The organism is Lysinibacillus sp. F12 (genome assembly GCF_057773605.1).
Genome location: NZ_JBYMLP010000004.1, coordinates 148173 through 166562, shown reverse-complemented (window position 1 = coordinate 166562; position 18390 = coordinate 148173). Strand labels below are relative to the sequence as shown.

The following is an 18390-nucleotide window of genomic DNA, read 5'->3' as shown; positions in this document are numbered from 1 at the left end:
TCACTACTATTTGTTGAATGAAGATAAAAAGTATTCTGTTTAGGGGGAAGTATTTATGTCGGAAGAAAAAATTTATGATGTAGTCATTATTGGTGCAGGCCCTGCTGGGATGACTGCTGCTGTTTATACATCACGTGCTAATTTGTCAACGCTTATGATTGAACGAGGAATCCCAGGTGGACAAATGGCCAACACTGAAGAAGTAGAAAACTATCCTGGTTTCGATACTATTTTAGGGCCTGAGCTGTCTACCAAAATGTTTGACCATGCTAAAAAATTTGGTGCAGAATATGCCTATGGTGATGTCACAGAAATCATCGATGGGGAAGAATTTAAAACAATTAAATCAGGTACAAAAGAATATAAAACACGTGCCATTATTATTACAACTGGTGCAGAGTATAAAAAAATGGGTGTGCCTGGTGAAAAAGAACTTGGCGGCCGTGGTGTCAGCTACTGTGCAGTTTGTGATGGTGCGTTCTTTAAACAAAAAAATCTGGTAGTTGTTGGCGGCGGAGATTCAGCTGTAGAAGAGGGCGTATATTTAACACGCTTTGCTGATAAAGTAACAATTGTCCACCGTCGTGATAAATTACGTGCACAAAAAATCCTCCAAGATCGTGCCTTTGCCAATGACAAAATTGATTTCATTTGGAATGCTACAGTAAAAGAAATTAATGAAGCAAATGGTAAAGTGGGCAGTGTTACATTGCAATCAACTGTGGATGGAACTGAGTCAGAGTTTACAACAGATGGTGTGTTTGTGTATATCGGTATGCTACCTTTAACAAAGCCATTCGAATCTTTAGGTATTTTAAATGATGCTGGTTATATCCTGACAAATGATAATATGGAAACGACAATTCCAGGTATCTTTGCAGCGGGAGATGTACGTGAAAAATCACTTCGTCAAATTGTTACAGCGACTGGTGATGGCAGTATTGCTGCACAAGCTGTACAGCATTATGTAGAAGAACTATTAGAGAAAATTAATGCATAACATGGCTATTATAAGGAAAAAAATACAATTTTAATGTGGTTTTAATATTGTTGTAACTTGAATGACATATAAAAGGTGTATGATTTAAAGTGTAATTAGCAATCCCCCTTTTATTTTGTTTAGTAGGTTGTTTCCGCCTCAATTAGGTGGGAACAACCTACTTTTTTATTTGTATAGAGTATGAAAAGAGCATGCGCTTTTTTTCATTAATTTCTTAGTTAAAACTAAATTGTTAAATGTCTAGGTATGAGAGTTGTAAATGAGGACAAATCCTGCAGTGTCTTGCTATAATGGAGAGTAGAATGCAAAAGTGATTAGAGGTGTGCCGATGCAAAGAATTGCAAATTTAATTGCCGTAAAAGACGGTAAAGTATTATTACTTCAGAAACCAAGACGAGGTTGGTACGTTGCTCCAGGTGGAAAAATGGAAAGCGGTGAGTCCATCTTTGAGGCTGCTATTCGTGAATTTCAAGAAGAGACAAATGTTATACCTTTACATGTACACCTAAAGGGTGTTTATACGATGGTCATTAAAGAAAATAATGAAGTCGTAGATGAATGGATGCTTTATACATTCGTTGCTAGGGATGTAGAAGGTGTACCGTTTGTAGAAACTAGAGAAGGTAAACTTGCATGGCACCCAGTAGAGGATTTAGTACATTTGCCAATGGCTGAAGGAGATCGCACTAATTTACAATTTGCTGTTTCGCAATCTGGTATTCAGTATGGCACGTTTGACTATACAACGAATTTTGAATTACTTCATCAGAAAATACAAATATCAAAAGAACAATAAAGGAGTTGCATGACAGTGGTGGTTGAAGGCCAACAAAGAACACATGAATTGGTTATTATTACAGGAATGTCTGGAGCTGGGAAGACCGTAGCTATTCAAAGCTTTGAAGATTTAGGGTATTACTGTATTGATAATTTACCACCTGCGTTACTTACAACTTTTTTAACTCTGTTAAGAGATTCTGGAAAAAATAGTACACGTATTGCGGCAGTGATGGATATGCGGGGAGGCAACTTTTTTGATGCGCTTATTGGGGCGTTAGACCATATACTAAAAGAAGGCGACATTGTAGCACGTATTTTATTTTTAGATGCGGATGATGCCACATTAGTAAGACGCTATAAAGAAACAAGGAGGGCCCATCCATTGGCAGTAAGCGGCTTACCTTTAGATGGTATTAAGCAAGAGCGAGCGCTTTTATCGGAAGTAAAGGGTCGTGCTAATTTTGTTTATAATACATCCAACATGAAGCCTAAGCAATTGCGAGAAAAGATAGTCAAAGAATTTGCCAGTGAGGCAGATACTATTTTTACCGTCAACATCATGTCTTTTGGCTTCAAGCATGGTATGCCAATAGATGCAGACCTAGTGTTTGATGTTCGCTTCCTTAAAAATCCTTATTATGTGGAAGAACTACGTCCGAAGACGGGTCTTCAAACAGAAGTTTCCTCCTATGTTTTAGCCTTGGAAGATACGCAAATACTTATACAAAAACTAACAGATTTGTTCGACTTTATGATTCCTCTTTATCGCCAAGAAGGTAAATCACAACTTGTCATCGCTTTTGGCTGTACAGGTGGTCAGCATCGTTCAGTAACTTTAGCGGAGTTTTTTGGGGCTTATTTAGCCAGCAAAGAGAATACGGTTATTACGCATCGTGATATTAATCGTAGAAAGGAATGAGTGAATGGGGAAAAAGCAAACAAAGCTTGTGGTAATTGGTGGTGGAACAGGACTATCTACATTACTTCGTGGGCTCAAGCACCATCCATTTGATATTACTGCTATTGTGACGGTAGCGGATGATGGCGGCTCTTCAGGACGTTTACGAGATGATTATGATATCCCACCACCAGGTGATGTTCGTAATGTCATTGCGGCATTATCAGATATTGAACCGCTAGTGGAGCAAATGTTTCAATACCGTTTTTCTGCATCAGAGGATTTACGTGGCCATTCCTTAGGGAACTTAATGTTAACAGCACTTACTGATATTACAGGTGATTTTAACCATGCTATAAGTGAGATGGGAAAGGTTTTAAAAGTACATGGCCGTGTAATACCAGCAGCCAATAAAAAAATCAACTTACATGCTGTCTTAGAGGATGGTTCTATCATTGAAGGTGAATCCAAAATCCCAACAGCGACAAAACGCATTGATCGCGTTTTTTTAGTACCCGAAAACGTGCAACCGTTACCAGAAGCTATTCGAGCAATTCAGCGTGCAGACTATATATTAATTGGTCCTGGAAGCTTATACACAAGTATCATTCCAAATCTACTTGTCAAAGAGATTGGGGAATCTGTTGTAAAAGCAAAAGGAAGGAAAATGTATGTATGTAATTTAATGACACAAAAAGGTGAAACCATTTCTTATACAGCAGGTGACCATGTATCTGCCATACATAAGCATGTTGGCGCTTCCTTTATTGATTCGATTTTAGTGAATGACGAAGAACTACCAAATCCTGTAAAAGAATTATATAAAGAGGAAAGAGCAGAGCCAGTGACATTTGATGTGGCAAAGCTTGAAAGTATGGGATTAGAGGTTATAAGGCGCGATATTGCTACAATTCGTCCAGATGGAACGGTTCGACATAATGCTACGAATGTTGCAGAGTGGTTGGTGGATTATGCCGGTATTTATGACCGCTAAGAGAACCAACCGGATAATAGAAACATAAAGTGTTTGTTGTATATGGTAAGATGAACATATACATAGAAATTATGATTGAAAGGGGGGCGTGATATGTCTTTTGCTTCAGAAACGAAAAAGGAATTAACCCAAATAGAAGCGGACAATCATTGTATGAAAGCAGAAGTTTCTGCCCTAATTCGTATGAATGGTTCATTATCCTTTGCGAATAAACAACTAAGCTTGGACGTGCAAACTGAAAACGCTGCAATTGCCAGAAGACTATATACGATTATGAAAAAGTTGTATCCATACAATGTAGAATTGCTAGTTCGTAAGAAAATGCGATTGAAAAAAAATAACGTATATATTTGCCGTGTAAGAGAAGGAGCACGCGAGCTGTTAATTGATTTAGAAATCATCTCAGACGACTTTCAATTTAATCATACGATCTCAAGAAAGCTCATTAAAAAAAATGGCCAAAAAAGAGCCTATTTAAGAGGCGCATTTTTAGCAGGAGGCTCTGTCAATAACCCAGAAACATCCGCCTACCATTTAGAAATTTATTCTTTATATAAAGAACATGGCGAGGCATTGATGGATTTAATGAATGAATTTGAACTCAATGCCAAAACAATCGAACGCAAAAAAGGCTTTGTTACTTATTTAAAGGAAGCAGAAAAAATTTCTGATTTTCTCAATATTGTGGGTGCCCATCAGGCAATGATGAAATTTGAGGATGTTCGGATATTACGAGACATGCGCAATAGTGTCAATCGTATTGTGAACTGTGAAACGGCCAATCTAAATAAAACAATTGGAGCAGCATTACGACAGGTAGAGAATATTCGATTTATTGAAAATTCAATTGGTCTTGATCAACTACCCGAAAAGCTGCGTGAAATTGCACGATTACGAGTAGAGTATCAAGATGTTACGTTAAAAGAGCTTGGCGAAATGGTATCCAGTGGCACTGTCAGCAAATCAGGTGTCAACCATCGTTTAAGAAAAATCGATGAAATAGCAGATGCATTAAGACGCGGTGAAAAAATAGGTGGTTAAGTTTTCATACTTTTCAGGTATGAATGTCATGCGTAATCGCTTATTGTTCTTTTGCTAGTAAGTAAGGTAAGATAAAACTAATAGATGAACGGTAGTGAAGGGGAGTTTTGAGAATGATCGAGAGAAGAGTCCAGGTTAAATTAAAATTAGGACTACAAGCAAGACAAGCGGCACTATTTGTGCAGGAAGCAAATCGTTTCAGTGCGGATATCTTTCTAGAAAAAGATGAAAAAAAAGTTAATGCCAAGTCGATAATGGGTGTCATGAGCTTAGCAGTTGCTAAAGGTACGGAGGTAACTTTAAGTAGTGAAGGCAATGATGCTGAGCAAGCGGTTACAGCATTAGCAACAATTATTGAAAATGAAGATTAACTAACAAGTAAAAAAGCCTCACAGAGGAAATTCTGTGAGGTTTTTTATTACTATTTATTATCAGTACTACGGTGCATAATGTGATCAATTAAACCATACTCTTTTGCACGTTCAGCTGTCATGAAGTTATCACGATCTGTGTCTCTTGCAATAACTTCAAGTGGTTGACCAGTACGTTCAGATAAAATGCCGTTTAATTTTTCACGTAAGAATAAAATACGTTTAGCAGCAATTTCAATTTCTGTCGCCTGGCCTTGTGCCCCACCTAGTGGTTGGTGAATCATTACTTCGGCATTTGGTAATGCAAAGCGTTTACCAGGTTCACCCGCAGCAAGTAGGAATGCACCCATTGATGCAGCCATACCGATACAAATCGTTTGAACTTTTGGCTTAATAATTTGCATTGTGTCATAAATTGCCATACCAGCCGTAATTGATCCACCTGGTGAATTAATGTAAAGAGAAATGTCTTTGTCTGGATCTTCTGCTTGTAGGAAAAGTAATTGTGCGACAATTGAATTAGCCACATTGTCGTCAATAGCACTTCCTAAAAGGATAATGCGGTCTTTAAGTAGACGTGAGTAAATGTCATATGCACGTTCACCACGGCTTGTTTGTTCAATAACTGTAGGAATTAAATTCATGTTAAATCCTCCTTCAAAAAACTAAATTCGATTACCTTTGCTGAAATCTCATTGTTATTTCAGCTGTAACCTTATCATACACATTATAGTCAGGGAAGGTCAAATATTAACCCTGCTAAAGTGAAATTAATTAAATAAAAAAAAATAAATTCTTTTTGTATTATATGGTTGAAATATATGTGATACGTTTGTATAATAGGTAAGGTTATAAGATTGAAAGTACAGAACACTATTTTGCAGGTATGCTCCAAAATGAGGATTATCTACATCATGCTTTTCGTAAGCCTAGGGTGAGTACTTTTTTTTTGTTTTTTTTGCCCTCGTGGTGTAATGGATAACACGTAAGATTCCGGTTCTTGCACTGGGGGTTCGATTCCCTCCGAGGGCGCCATTTTACTGAATATAGATATACTGTAATAGCTCAATCTCCTAATAAGTAGTTTAGCAGCCTGCTTAGTGGAGATAGAGAGGAAAAGTAATGGGAATACTGTCCTAGTTGGCATTATTCCCCTATTTATGCCTTTCAAACCTTCAAAAAAGCAACAACTCCAAATTATTTTTTAGTGAACATACTGACCGTGAAGGCTAGTAATAGCCGAAAAAAAGAATCCTTTCTGAGGGGATTCTTTTTTTTTGTTTAAATTTATCGAAATTTAGCATTTTTTCAATTGTATATATATTAATTTTAGGTTCATATTCTTGTTATTAATGCATTTTTTTTCTATTTAAATGATTTCTTTATTAATGAATATGAAAAAATATTTAGTTTTATGCGAAAAGTTGTTGTACAAATACTATAATATTAATATAATTGACCTAATAGTCTAATATTTCCGAATTGCGAAAAATAATACGCAGAATGGAAAATTATCGAAATAGGGGGAAATGCAATGAAAAAAACAGCTTGGATGTTACTTATGATAATAGCAGCGCTAACTTTAGCACTTGCAGGATGTGGGACAAAGGATACTGCCTCTTCGGGTAGTACACCTTCAGAAGGTGGAGATGGCAAGAAAGTTTATAAAGTAGGTACAGAAGCGACTTTTGCACCGTTTGAATCTGTTGACGATAAAGGGAAAATTGTGGGGATTGATGTCGATATTTTAAAAGCAATTGCTGATGAAATGGATTTCGAAGTAGAGTGGAATAATATTGGTTGGGAACCCGTTTTCCAAACAATTAAAAACGGTGAAACACATATTGGTGCTTCAGGGATTACCATTACAGATGAGCGCAAAGAATCATTTGATTTTACTGAGCCATACTATGAGTCTCAATTATTAATTGTTGTGAAAGAAGATTCAAAGATTAAATCATTAGATGAATTAAAAGATAAAAAGGTGTCCGTACAAATTAATGCTACGGGTCATATGGCAGCTAAAAAGCTACAGGGTGAAGCAAGTACAAATATCATGGCTTTTGAAAGTCAGCCAATCGCAATTCAAGAGATGTTAAATGGTAATGTTGACGCAGCTATTGGAGACAATGCAGTAGTATACGAATATATTAAAGCGCATCCAGATCAAAAAATTAAAGTTATTCAAGATGATGCATTCGAAAAAGAATACTATGGCTTTATGGTTCAAAAGGGGAATAAAGAGCTATTAGATAAATTAAATGAAGGTTTGAAAAAGATTAAAGAAAACGGCAAATTAAAAGAAATTACAGGTACTGATTTCGAATAACAAACTGGTAATGCCACTCGCAAAGCAGTATGCTAGCGACTCATTTAATGGATGTAACTTTAAAGGGGAAATGGGGTTTTCGGATGGACATCTTTGACCTACGCTGGGACATTGTCTGGAACTACCGAGATATGTTTATACGAGGTATTGGCGTAACACTTATTTTGACACTTAGCGGTTATTTTGGCGGTATTCTTTTAGGCCTATTTTTAGGACTAGGGAAATTATCAAGTAAAAAATGGATATACTGGCCATCAAAATTATATATTGATTTATTCCGTGGAACACCAATGCTTGTTCAAATTTTATTAATACACTTAGCTGTTATTCCAACCATTTTTGGTCATTCTTTAGGATATATGGTCTCAGGGATTACCGCGCTTATTTTAAACTGTGCTGCTTACAATGCTGAAATTTTTCGTGCAGGTATTCAAAGTATTGCAAAGGGGCAAATGGAGGCCGCTCGTTCTCTAGGTCTTACACATAACCAGGCGATGCGTAAGGTTATTTTACCGCAGGCATTTAGACGAATGATCCCGCCATTAGGGAATGAATTCATAGCACTATTAAAGGATTCCTCTCTAGTAACAGTCATTGCTGCACCTGATATTCTATATGCTAGTAAAGTTGTAGCAGGTGCAAGCTTCCGTTTCTGGGAACCGTACATGGTTGCTGCATTACTATATTTAATATTAACTTATGGTGTAACGAAGATTGTTGCATTTATTGAGAAACGATTTAGCAATAGTTATGTCCCTCGTAAGGCAGAAGGGCGGGAAGCAAGATGATAAAAATTGAAAACCTACACAAGTATTTTGGTAAGCTAGAGGTATTAAAAGGGATCGATTATGAAATCCAAGAAAAACAGGTTGTTTGTGTCATTGGACCTTCTGGTTCAGGAAAAAGTACTTTTTTACGTTGCATTAATATGCTAGAAGAAGTAACAGATGGTGCCATTTATATTGAAGATGTGAAGATCAATGATCCTAAAACGAACATTAATGCGATTCGAGCTGAGGTTGGAATGGTATTTCAACAATTTAACCTATTCCCTCATATGAACGTTATCGATAATGTCACGATGGCGCCAATGCAAATTCGTAAAATGAGTCGTTCTGAAGCTGAAGCGCTTGGCCATGAGCTGTTAAATAAGGTAGGTCTCGACAGTAAAGCCTATAATTATCCTGAACAGCTATCAGGTGGACAACAACAACGTGTAGCCATTGCACGTGCGTTAGCGATGAAACCAAAGGCCATTTTATTTGATGAGCCTACTTCAGCACTTGATCCTGAAATGGTAAAAGAGGTATTAGATGTTATGAAAAATCTAGCTGCTGAAGGAATGACGATGGTTGTAGTCACACATGAAATGGGTTTTGCTCGTGAAGTGGGTGATCGTGTAGTCTTTATGGATGGTGGCTATATAGTAGAAGAGGGGTTGCCAGAGGAACTATTCGGAAATCCACAAAGTGAGCGTACTAAAGCATTTTTAGGAAAAGTACTATAATTAGTAAAGGCAGTCCGTGGTGAGAATTTCTCACTATAGACTGCCTTTTGATTTTTAATGAAGGGGATTAGAGGTTGTATCGAATGCATTAAGCATCGTTTGCATATCCTGTTGTGAGTATTGAGGCACTTGATAGTAGCCATGTTTATTTTGGTAAATAGATAATTCGTAGGCCATTTCAATGCAGTTGGGAATACTATCAGCAACAACACGGCGAACTACAGGGTTTGTCGTTTCTGTTGCGGCAGCCGTCATACACTTTGCTACACCCTTCTGAGCGCCTAGTAAGAAACCTGAAATGGCTTCATCATTAATTTCATTAGCATTTTGCATCGGTTTTTTTGGTTGCCCTGGAGTTAAACCGTATTTAAAATCATTTCCTGTTTCCATTTGGTAACGCCCCGTAGGAACAGATGGATCATGACCTGTTTTAAAGGACTCAACAATTGTATTATACATGCCCAATGAAAAATTATATTGACGATCCAAAATGCTGAGTAGTTCTTGATCCTTTACTTGTGGACGTAAAATGATAGCTTGGTTCATACCTGCTATAATTTCACCAATTGCTTCATGCATGTCCATCATTTCGTGGCCACCATGATTTAGGCTATGTTGTTGATTTAAATTTGTTTGATTGGATGATTCATTGTAAAACGATTGTGACAAAATAAACGCCTCCTCAATTAATTTTTGTTGCAGTATTTAGTATGTCAAGCCAAATGAATTTCATACGGTATAAATGCAAAGACAAAAATGTAGACTAACACTAACAAAAGGAAATGCAAGTCAAGGAGGTTTTTGAACATGAAGAAATGGTTTGGACCAATTGGGATTATTGTCCTCATGCTTATTGTGTTTGCCTTAGTGCTGATTCCAAAATATAACAGTTTAGTCGCAGCTGAGGAAAATGTAGACTCCAAATGGGCACAGGTTGAAAACCAACTCCAACGCCGCTATGATTTAATTCCCAATTTGGTTGAATCTGTGAAAGGGTATACGAATCACGAGCAGCAGGTCATTGCCGATATTACCAACGCACGAGCTCAAATGGGCAATGCTAATTCTCCTGCGCAGCAAGCTGTTGCGAATGATACCTTAACTGGTGCACTAAGTCGTTTACTGGTAGTTGTGGAGAACTATCCTAACTTAAAAGCAGATGCAAATTTTCGGCAGTTAATGGATGAGCTTGCAGGCACAGAGAATCGCTTGGCAGTAGCACGTGAGGATTACAATAATGAAGTACAACAATTTAATAAACATGTTAAACGATTTCCTGGAAATTTAATGGCAGGGATGTTTGGTTTTGAACAAAAAGAATACTTTAAAGCTACTGCGGGTGCCGAACAAGCGCCAGCTATTGATTTTAGTCAATCGGGTACACAGTGATGAAACGTTGTATACTACAGCTGATTATCATTTGTTCTGTGCTTCTTTTTTGCAGGGATATAACGGAAGCGGCAATGCCGTCGCCAATGAAAAATACGTATATTCATGATTTTGCTAATGTCTTATCTTTAGATGTAAAACAGAAATTAAACCATTATTCAGAGCAGTTGGATAAAGGAACGGGTGCTGAAATTATGGTTGTAACCGTTGATAGCCTTCATGGGCAGGAGGCGAAGATGTATGCGACAAAGCTGATACGCTCTTGGGGCATTGGGGACAAAGAGAAAAATAATGGTGCCCTGATTCTCGCTACATTTGGACAGGGTAAAGGACAAAATGATGTGGTAATAGCTGTTGGTCAAGGCTTGGAGGGAGCATTACCAGATGGTAAATTAGGGCGTATTTTAGATAATGCTTTTTACCCTCTCGCAAGTGAAGGTGATAATGATCAAGCCTTTCTAGCTACATATGCTGAGGTATTTCGTGCTGTAGCAGAAGAGTATAACTGGAATGGTGAATTACCAGCTGGCGCAAATGCAGATGAAGAAATACCCATTTGGCTCATGATTGTCATCATTATAGCGGTCATCATTTTTTCCTCATTCTTTTCGAAAGGTGGAGGTGGACCACGTGGGAGAGGCTATGGTGGTTACCCTGGCAGCTTTGGTGGGAGACGCTCAGGTGGTGGCAGTTTTGGAGGGTTTGGTGGCGGTTCTTCAGCAGGAGGCGGGGCAAGCCGAAAATTTTAATATACGTCACAACAGCGGGCTAATGGTTTAGTTCGCTTTAAATATGAAAATATTGACAAAAATACATAAAATGGTATAATTTATAATATATCGACTATCGATATAACGTAAACTGATATAGGGAGGAATCATTTTGAAAAAAAGATTTTTAACTGCATCATTAGCAATTATTTTAACAACTGCTACGGTTATTCCTGCAACTTTGCAAGAAGTACGTGCTGCCAAGGAAACAAATATCGTATTAGCACAAGAGCAACAACTTTCAGCGCAGGAATTTCTAGATTTAGCAGTAACAGCTTTAACATTCCAGCATGGCTCCGATTCAATGCGACAACAAATCAAGGATCAATGGGTAAAGGCTGGAGAGATTACAGACTTAAGCGCCACTATTAAACGTGATCAAGCAGCTCGGATTTTAGTTAGAGCTGCCAATAAAGAAGGAAAAGAAAAGACACTAGCGGAGTATTTAAAGAAAGCGAATAAGCTTGGTTTCTTTAAGGGAATATCATCAAGCACAGATTTTATTTCGAAACAAGAGGCTAGTAAACTTCTTAACAATGTTAAAAAGATAAAAAATGGTTCCAGTAATAAAGGAGTAAAAGAAATTTCCGTGGAGGATTTTGTGAAAAACCCAGGGAACTTTGGCTACGAACTTTCTCCTGATGGGAACTACATTACATTTGCCTCTGCATGGGAGAATCGCTCGAATGTATTTGTGAAAAAAATGAATGATAATAGTGAGCCAGTTCGTGTATCAAGCTCAAAAGATCGGAATATTGCAGGGTTTTTTTGGAAGGACGATTCTTTACTTTATTTGAAAGATAAAGGTGGAGATGAGAACTTCCATATTTACTCTACAACATTTAACGGTTCTGTGGAAAAAGATTTAACGCCATACCCTAATGTGACAGTAGGGATATTGGATAGCCTACAGGGTGTAAAAGACGAAATTCTGATCATGATGAACAAAGAGGATGCAACCGTTTTCGATGTGTACAAGCTAAATGTAAAGACGGGTAAAACAACTCACGTTGCCAAAAATCCTGGCAATATTACGAACTGGTTAGCAGATCGTAACGGCAATGTACGTGTAGCTGTAGCTACTGATGGAGTGAAAGGTGCTATCCTATATAGAGATTCAGAAAAGGATGAATTCAGACCATTTATTAAAATGGGGGCTGGGGATGAAGTAATGCCACTAGCCTTCTCGAAGGACAATAAGTTTATTTATGCAACATCCAATAAAGGTCGAGATAAAGTAGAAGTAGTGAAGTATGACCTACAAGGTAAAGAAGAAGTAATAATGTCCAATGATGAAGTTGATGTTTCAGGTGTATTATATAATGCTGAAAAAGATAAATTATTGTTTGGTGCGTATGCTACGGATAAAATCCATTATCAATTCTTTGATAAGGACTTTGAAAAGTTATTCCGTAAAATTCAAAACAAGCTTGGTGTTCATGAAAGCGAATTGGGTATAAATGATTACAATAAAGAGATGACAAAATTTATTGTGAGTGTTTCGAGTGACACAATCTATGGGAAATATTATTATTACGATTCGACAACAGATGAATTAAAAGAATTAGCGACATTGAGCCCTTGGTTAAAATCTGCAGATCTTGCAGAAATGCACCCTATTTCTTATAAGAGCCGTGATGGATTAACGATAAACGGCTATTTAACTTTGCCGAAAAATAAAAAGGCCGAAAATCTTCCTCTAATCGTAAACCCGCATGGTGGACCATGGGCGCGTGATATGTGGGGCTTCAATCCAGAAGTACAGCTATTAGCAAATCGTGGCTATGCAGTGTTACAAGTAAACTTCCGTTCCTCCACTGGCTATGGGAAGGAATTCCTTCAAGCCGGTAATAAGCAATGGGGCTTGAAAATTCAAGATGATATAACGGATGGTGTTCAATGGGCAATTGATCAAGGTATCGCTGATTCTAAACGTATTGGTATTTACGGTGCTTCCTTTGGTGGTTATGCTACGTTAGCTGGTATTACGTTTACACCAGATTTATATGCAGCAGCAGTTGATTATGTAGGTGTATCTAACATTTTCACACTCTTAGACACAATTCCACCGTACTGGGAAACGATGCGGGACTTGTTTTATGAGCGAGTAGGTCATCCAGAGAAAGATAAAGAATTACTAACAGCAGTTTCTCCGGTATTCCATGTTGATAAAATTAAAACACCTTTATTTGTTGCACAAGGTGCAAATGATCCACGTGTCAACAAAGCAGAATCCGACCAAATCGTAGAAGCTTTACGTGCTAGAGGTGTAGATGTAGAGTATATGCTTAAGGATAATGAGGGCCATGGCTTCGCGAACGAAGAAAATAGAATCGAATTTTATAATGCCATGGTGAAGTTCCTTGATCATCATTTAAAATAACATAATAGCAAAAAGGCATTGATGTGATTGTTATTCGCACTCAATGCCTTTAATTTTTATAATAAAGTTTTGAATGAATCCATGATATGATTTACAATCGTTGTGGCTATCAATGCCGTTGCCAGTTTCAGCGTTAAAGCTCAACCATGAAGAAAACGAAAGCAAAAATCTTCGTTTATAATAGAGACAGGAGGTGACATCCATGATTGTTCAATTTTTTAGTCGAGCTAATTGTCCATTATGTGTAGAGGGCCTACATACTTTAAAGCTTGTACAAGAAGATGTAGCGTTCGATATTGAAATAGTAAATATTGAAGAGGATGATCACATACACGAAAAATATATGTTCATGATACCTGTAGTAGAAAAAGATGGGACCGTCATTCAATATGGTAATCTTGACTATGCCACATTAATGGAGCATCTGGGTAGTTAAATTGCATGCCTTTAAAAAGATAGTAACGGCGAAAATTGCTTTATTATTAGTTGTCATTCATACAATTCACAAATTGTTCAATGAAAGCGGTTTGAATTTGAACAGTTTGTGAAGACCTTCACATTAGTCTTTTCTTTTATAAAAATCGGAGTAGAATAGGTATCAAGTAAGACATTGTTATAAAACAGATAATGAAAAGTATCACAATTTTTAGTGGTTGTTATATTACAAAAGCGATGTGAAGGGAGATTTTACAATGTGGGTTATTACAGTATTTGAAAAAAAAGACGTTCGTATTTTTGAATTTACCAATAAAAATGAGGCAACAAAAGCTTTAGAAGGATTCAAGAAAAACGCAATTTTATCTTTCACAAAATAAGCAAACCAAAGTCTCGTAGCTTTTTACAAAGCTGCGGGGCTTTTTTAAATCCAAAACTATACAATTACTTGCACTTTCCAACTATGCGTATTATAATAAAATCATAAGTGGGACACAAAATAATATAGTGGGACTGAAAATATCCCACATCTATTAACAAGGGAGTAGATAAATATGTTCACTATTCCAGAGGCGCAACAAAGGCTACTTCCTGAAATGTATCCGCTTCTGCAATCTAGATATCGTATTTTGCAAGCCGTTCAACTCATGCAACCTATCGGGCGTCGAACACTCGCAGATTCATTGAAAATGACAGAAAGAGAAATACGCAAAGAAACTGACATTTTACGTGAACAAGGGTTATTAGATTCGCAAAAGTCGGGTATGGTATGTACAGATGATGGCGAAGAAGTCATTGAAAAACTAAGAGCCATCGTTTATGAATGGTCTGGTCTAACCCAGCTTGCGAAATTACTTGAAAAACATTTTGGCATACAACATGTTGTTGTTGTCCCAGGTGATTATAGTGAAGACAATACAGTCCTAACCTTGCTTGGCAAGGAAGCTGCATTGCAATTTATGTCTACTGCTTTTGATGAACAAGTTGTAGCGGTTACTGGTGGAAAATCAGTTGCCTCCCTAGCTCAATTTTTACATCCGTTAGATGGACAAAAAGATATTACCTTTGTTGCTGCACGTGGAGGAATTGGTCATGAAATGCAAATGCAAGCCAATACGCTTGTTGCAACATTTGCCATGCAGATGGAGGAACAATATCGTACATTATTTTTGCCTGAGCATTTAAGTGAGCAAGCATACAAAGCTATGTTAACTGAACCTATGGTAACTGAGATGATGGCGTTTTATGATCGAGCAGATTGTGTAATCCATGGCATTGGATCGGCAGAGGAAATGGCGATTCGACGTAATTCATCCTCCGAGGATTTGCGAATTCTTGAGGAGAAGGGTGCGGTAAGTGAGGCATTTGGCTATTACTTTAATGCCGAAGGTGAAATCGTACATCGTATCCGCACGATTGGCATTCAGCTTGAACAGGTTAAAAATAGCCAGCAAGTTATTGCCGTGGCAGCTGGAAAACAAAAGGTCAATGCGATGCTTTCTTATTTTAAAGTAGCGCCAAAGCAAACTATTTTTATTACAGATGAAGCAGCTGCAAAAGCAATTGCTGCTACTTTACCTTCTGACAACAGCCATTTTGAATGATGGGTGTGAGCATTACTATGTCACTCTATCTCAAAAAGTGTTGAAGCACTTTTTGAATGAGCATAAAAGCAATTCAATGTCTCTATTTCAAAAAGAGACAAACATTACACATTATTGGAGGAATTAACAATGGCATTAAAATTAGCGATTAATGGATTTGGACGTATTGGACGTTTAGTATTTCGTGAGGCAATGAAGCAAAGTGAATTTGAAGTAGTGGCTGTAAACGACTTAACAGACGCAGGTCAGCTTGCACACTTATTGAAATATGATTCAGTCCACGGTATCTATGATGCTGAAGTCAATGCAGATGAAGATTCTTTCGTTGTGAATGGACAACGTATAAAAGTATATGCTGAAAAAGATCCTTCACAATTACCATGGGGTGAATTAGGAGTAGACGTAGTTCTTGAATGTACTGGTCATTTCCGTTCATTGGAGGAAGTGGGTAAGCATATTGAAGCAGGAGCTAAAAAAGCAATTCTTTCTGCACCAGCAAAAGGAGCAATGCCTACATTTGTTATGGGTGTCAACCATACAGACTATAACCCAGCAACTGATGATGTTATTTCAAATGCTTCATGTACAACAAACTGTCTTGCGCCTGTTGCGAAAGTACTGGATGAGAAATTTGGTATTGAACGCGGGATGATGACAACCATTCACTCTTATACAAACGATCAACGAATCTTAGACTTCCCACACTCTGACCCACGTCGTGCACGTGCAGGAGCAGTATCTATGATTCCAACAACAACTGGAGCAGCGGTAGCCGTTTCTAAAGTATTACCACAATTAAAAGGTAAATTAGATGGCTTCTCTATGCGAGTACCAACACCTAACGTATCATGTGTTGACTTAGTTGTAGAATTAAAAGCAGATGTAACGAAAGAAGCCATTAATGCGGTATTAAAAGAAGCTTCTGAAAATGAATTAAAAGGCATTTTAGACTACAATGAACTACCATTAGTCTCTATTGATTATAACGGTAACCACCATTCTTCTACTGTTGATGGTCTTTCAACAATGGTATTAGAAAACAAAATGGTGAAGGTTCTAGCTTGGTACGATAACGAAATTGGTTACTCTACTCGCTTAATGGACTTAGCTTTATACATTGCTGAACAAGGGTTAAACAATAAATAAGTATCATATTTCGACATTTTGAGTAAAAAGTGTGACATAATACTGCTTTTTATGTACAAAAAGTATAGCCTTTATAATATCGAATAGATATAATATACAAGGGTATTGGGAGTAAGGGATAACCCTTACTCCTTTTTTGCTAAATTCAGCAGGAAACGCCCACCTCAATAGGTGAGGGTGATGAGCTGAATACACAAATGGCTCTCTTTCATTCAGTGCGTATCCAACCACTGACCGAATCAAGATGAAAACCCCAGCGGATATACAGATTTTGAAAAGGAGCTTAACAGTAAGCTCGAATAAATCTAGACGCTATGACACTGAGGCGTAATTGATACATGGTGATTGCAAGACATAGAAGGTAACTTTTGCTACTATAAAAACAAGTATTAGGGTTCATTATCCAAAGTTGGAGAATTATAATCACACTAGATAGTGACCCCGAAAAAGTACCAAAATGACTTTTCAATTTAGGAAGCATGGTGTGGAGCCAAGATGGGTAAAACACAAGGGTGTAAGACTAAAACAACTTTGAAGGGGGTTTCTTCATGTTAAATAAGAAGACAATGAAAGATATTGATGTAAAGGGTAAACGCGTTTTTGTACGTGTTGATTTTAATGTTCCAATGGCGGATGGTGTTATTACAGATGAAACACGTATTCGAGCAGCTATTCCAACAGTTGAATATTTAGTAGAGCAAGGTGCAAAAGTCATTTTAGCTTCTCATTTAGGCCGTCCAAAAGGTGAAGTAAAAGAGGACATGCGCCTAACAGCAGTTGGCATTCGCTTAGCGGAATTAATGAGCAAACCGGTGACGAAGCTAGATGAATCCATTGGACAAGCAGTTGAAAAAGCTGTTGCGAACATGCAAGATGGAGACATTTTACTACTTGAAAACGTTCGTTTCCATGCGGGTGAAGAAAAAAATGATCCAGCGTTAGCGCAGCAGTTTGCACAGCTAGCTGACATCTATGTCAATGATGCTTTCGGTGCAGCTCACCGTGCTCATGCTTCTACAGAAGGAATCGCCAAGCATATTCCTGCGGTATCAGGTTTCCTCATGCAAACGGAATTAGATGTACTAGGTAAAGCGCTGTCGAATCCTGAACATCCGTTTACAGCAATTATCGGTGGAGCCAAAGTTAAAGATAAAATCGGTGTGATTGAAAGTTTATTAGAAAAAGTAGACCACTTAATTATTGGTGGGGGATTATCATTCACGTTCATTAAGGCACAAGGCTACGATATTGGGAAATCTTTATTAGAAGAAGATAAAATCGAGCTAGCAAAATCATTTATTGAAAAGGCGAAAGCAAAAGGCGTGCAATTACATATGCCAATTGATGCGGTAGTGGCTAATGAATTTTCACAAGATGCGGAAACAAAGGTTGTGGATGTAGACGCTATACCAGCTGATTGGATGGGGCTAGATATTGGGCCTAAAACAGCTGCTCACTATGCAGAGGTCATTAACAATTCTAAATTAATCATTTGGAACGGACCGATGGGTGTTTTTGAAATGGATAAATTTGCGAATGGGACTAAAACAGTGGCTGATGCTATGGCAACTACATCCGGTTATACAGTAATCGGTGGCGGTGACTCTGCAGCGGCAGTTGAAAAGTTTAAAGTAGCTGATAAAATGGATCACATTTCTACAGGTGGCGGTGCATCACTAGAGCTAATGGAAGGTAAAGAGCTTCCAGGGATTGTTGCACTAAACGATAAATAAGCCAAATAAA

General features: G+C 37.7%; 19 protein-coding genes and 1 tRNA gene. 18 read left to right on the top strand and 2 right to left on the bottom strand.

All coding sequences use genetic code 11. The features are described from left to right. Positions 1–55 precede the first annotated feature (55 nt). The 6 genes from trxB to AC3CH7_RS18590 all read left to right on the top strand — a co-directional run bounded on the left by trxB (position 56) and on the right by AC3CH7_RS18590 (position 5084). Positions 56–1000 carry a thioredoxin-disulfide reductase gene (gene trxB / locus AC3CH7_RS18615; protein WP_012292230.1) on the top strand — a complete coding sequence of 315 codons (945 nt, stop codon included), beginning with the start codon at positions 56–58 and terminating at the stop codon, positions 998–1000. Between the two features lie 328 nt (positions 1001–1328). Beyond that, on the top strand, positions 1329–1796 hold the full coding sequence (locus AC3CH7_RS18610; RefSeq protein WP_012292231.1) for an NUDIX domain-containing protein: 468 nt from the start codon (positions 1329–1331) through the stop codon (positions 1794–1796). A 9-nt stretch (positions 1797–1805) separates the two neighbouring features. Continuing rightward, positions 1806–2699, top strand: coding sequence for an RNase adapter RapZ (gene rapZ / locus AC3CH7_RS18605; RefSeq protein ID WP_012292232.1), 894 nt, complete (start codon positions 1806–1808; stop codon positions 2697–2699). Between the two features lie 4 nt (positions 2700–2703). Next, positions 2704–3672, top strand: coding sequence for a gluconeogenesis factor YvcK family protein (locus AC3CH7_RS18600; protein ID WP_012292233.1), 969 nt, complete (start codon positions 2704–2706; stop codon positions 3670–3672). Between the two features lie 93 nt (positions 3673–3765). Then, the gene (gene whiA / locus AC3CH7_RS18595; RefSeq protein WP_008173244.1) at positions 3766–4713 is read left to right on the top strand and encodes a DNA-binding protein WhiA; all 948 of its coding nucleotides are present in this window, start codon (positions 3766–3768) and stop codon (positions 4711–4713) included. Between the two features lie 113 nt (positions 4714–4826). Further along, positions 4827–5084, top strand: coding sequence for an HPr family phosphocarrier protein (locus AC3CH7_RS18590; protein WP_004228023.1), 258 nt, complete (start codon positions 4827–4829; stop codon positions 5082–5084). 50 nt (positions 5085–5134) lie between these two features. Here the strand turns inward: AC3CH7_RS18590 and clpP are convergent, their stop codons facing one another. Further along, positions 5135–5728, bottom strand: coding sequence for an ATP-dependent Clp endopeptidase proteolytic subunit ClpP (clpP, locus tag AC3CH7_RS18585; protein WP_008173241.1), 594 nt, complete (start codon positions 5726–5728; stop codon positions 5135–5137). Positions 5729–6044: 316 nt separating this feature from the next. Here clpP and AC3CH7_RS18580 point away from each other — a divergent pair. The 4 genes from AC3CH7_RS18580 (at position 6045) to AC3CH7_RS18565 (ending at position 8920) form a co-directional block, all read left to right on the top strand. Further along, positions 6045–6119 (top strand) — tRNA-Arg (locus AC3CH7_RS18580). A gap of 499 nt (positions 6120–6618) precedes the next feature. Beyond that, complete coding sequence (locus AC3CH7_RS18575) at positions 6619–7413, top strand: basic amino acid ABC transporter substrate-binding protein (RefSeq protein ID WP_325881903.1); 795 nt, start codon at positions 6619–6621, stop codon at positions 7411–7413. Between the two features lie 83 nt (positions 7414–7496). Continuing rightward, positions 7497–8201, top strand: a complete 705-nt coding sequence (locus AC3CH7_RS18570; protein ID WP_031417795.1) for an amino acid ABC transporter permease — start codon at positions 7497–7499, stop codon at positions 8199–8201. Next, the gene (locus tag AC3CH7_RS18565) at positions 8198–8920 is read left to right on the top strand and encodes an amino acid ABC transporter ATP-binding protein (protein ID WP_012292237.1); all 723 of its coding nucleotides are present in this window, start codon (positions 8198–8200) and stop codon (positions 8918–8920) included. The genes AC3CH7_RS18570 and AC3CH7_RS18565 overlap by 4 nt, the downstream gene beginning before the upstream one ends. A gap of 54 nt (positions 8921–8974) precedes the next feature. Here AC3CH7_RS18565 and AC3CH7_RS18560 read toward each other — a convergent pair whose 3' ends face one another. After that, a complete protein-coding gene (locus tag AC3CH7_RS18560) occupies positions 8975–9589 on the bottom strand; it encodes a spore coat protein (RefSeq protein WP_012292238.1) in 615 nt (204 codons plus the stop codon). Between the two features lie 138 nt (positions 9590–9727). Between AC3CH7_RS18560 and AC3CH7_RS18555 the strand changes: the two genes are divergently transcribed. The 8 genes from AC3CH7_RS18555 (at position 9728) to AC3CH7_RS18520 (ending at position 18380) form a co-directional block, all read left to right on the top strand. Next, on the top strand, positions 9728–10309 hold the full coding sequence (locus AC3CH7_RS18555) for a LemA family protein (RefSeq protein WP_031417793.1): 582 nt from the start codon (positions 9728–9730) through the stop codon (positions 10307–10309). Continuing rightward, complete coding sequence (locus tag AC3CH7_RS18550; RefSeq protein WP_031417792.1) at positions 10309–11058, top strand: TPM domain-containing protein; 750 nt, start codon at positions 10309–10311, stop codon at positions 11056–11058. The genes AC3CH7_RS18555 and AC3CH7_RS18550 overlap by 1 nt, the downstream gene beginning before the upstream one ends. A 133-nt stretch (positions 11059–11191) precedes the next feature. Beyond that, entirely contained in the window at positions 11192–13462 is a 2271-nt protein-coding gene (locus tag AC3CH7_RS18545; RefSeq protein WP_036217824.1) for a S9 family peptidase, read from the top strand. A gap of 202 nt (positions 13463–13664) precedes the next feature. Then, positions 13665–13898 carry a glutaredoxin family protein gene (locus AC3CH7_RS18540; protein WP_012292241.1) on the top strand — a complete coding sequence of 78 codons (234 nt, stop codon included), beginning with the start codon at positions 13665–13667 and terminating at the stop codon, positions 13896–13898. A 256-nt stretch (positions 13899–14154) separates the two neighbouring features. Beyond that, positions 14155–14277, top strand: a complete 123-nt coding sequence (locus tag AC3CH7_RS18535) for a hypothetical protein (protein ID WP_255250346.1) — start codon at positions 14155–14157, stop codon at positions 14275–14277. A gap of 174 nt (positions 14278–14451) precedes the next feature. Then, complete coding sequence (locus AC3CH7_RS18530) at positions 14452–15501, top strand: sugar-binding transcriptional regulator (protein WP_012292243.1); 1050 nt, start codon at positions 14452–14454, stop codon at positions 15499–15501. A 129-nt stretch (positions 15502–15630) separates the two neighbouring features. Next, on the top strand, positions 15631–16647 hold the full coding sequence (gap, locus tag AC3CH7_RS18525) for a type I glyceraldehyde-3-phosphate dehydrogenase (protein WP_031417788.1): 1017 nt from the start codon (positions 15631–15633) through the stop codon (positions 16645–16647). A gap of 548 nt (positions 16648–17195) precedes the next feature. Beyond that, positions 17196–18380, top strand: a complete 1185-nt coding sequence (locus tag AC3CH7_RS18520) for a phosphoglycerate kinase (protein WP_012292245.1) — start codon at positions 17196–17198, stop codon at positions 18378–18380. Positions 18381–18390: the final 10 nt, after the last annotated feature.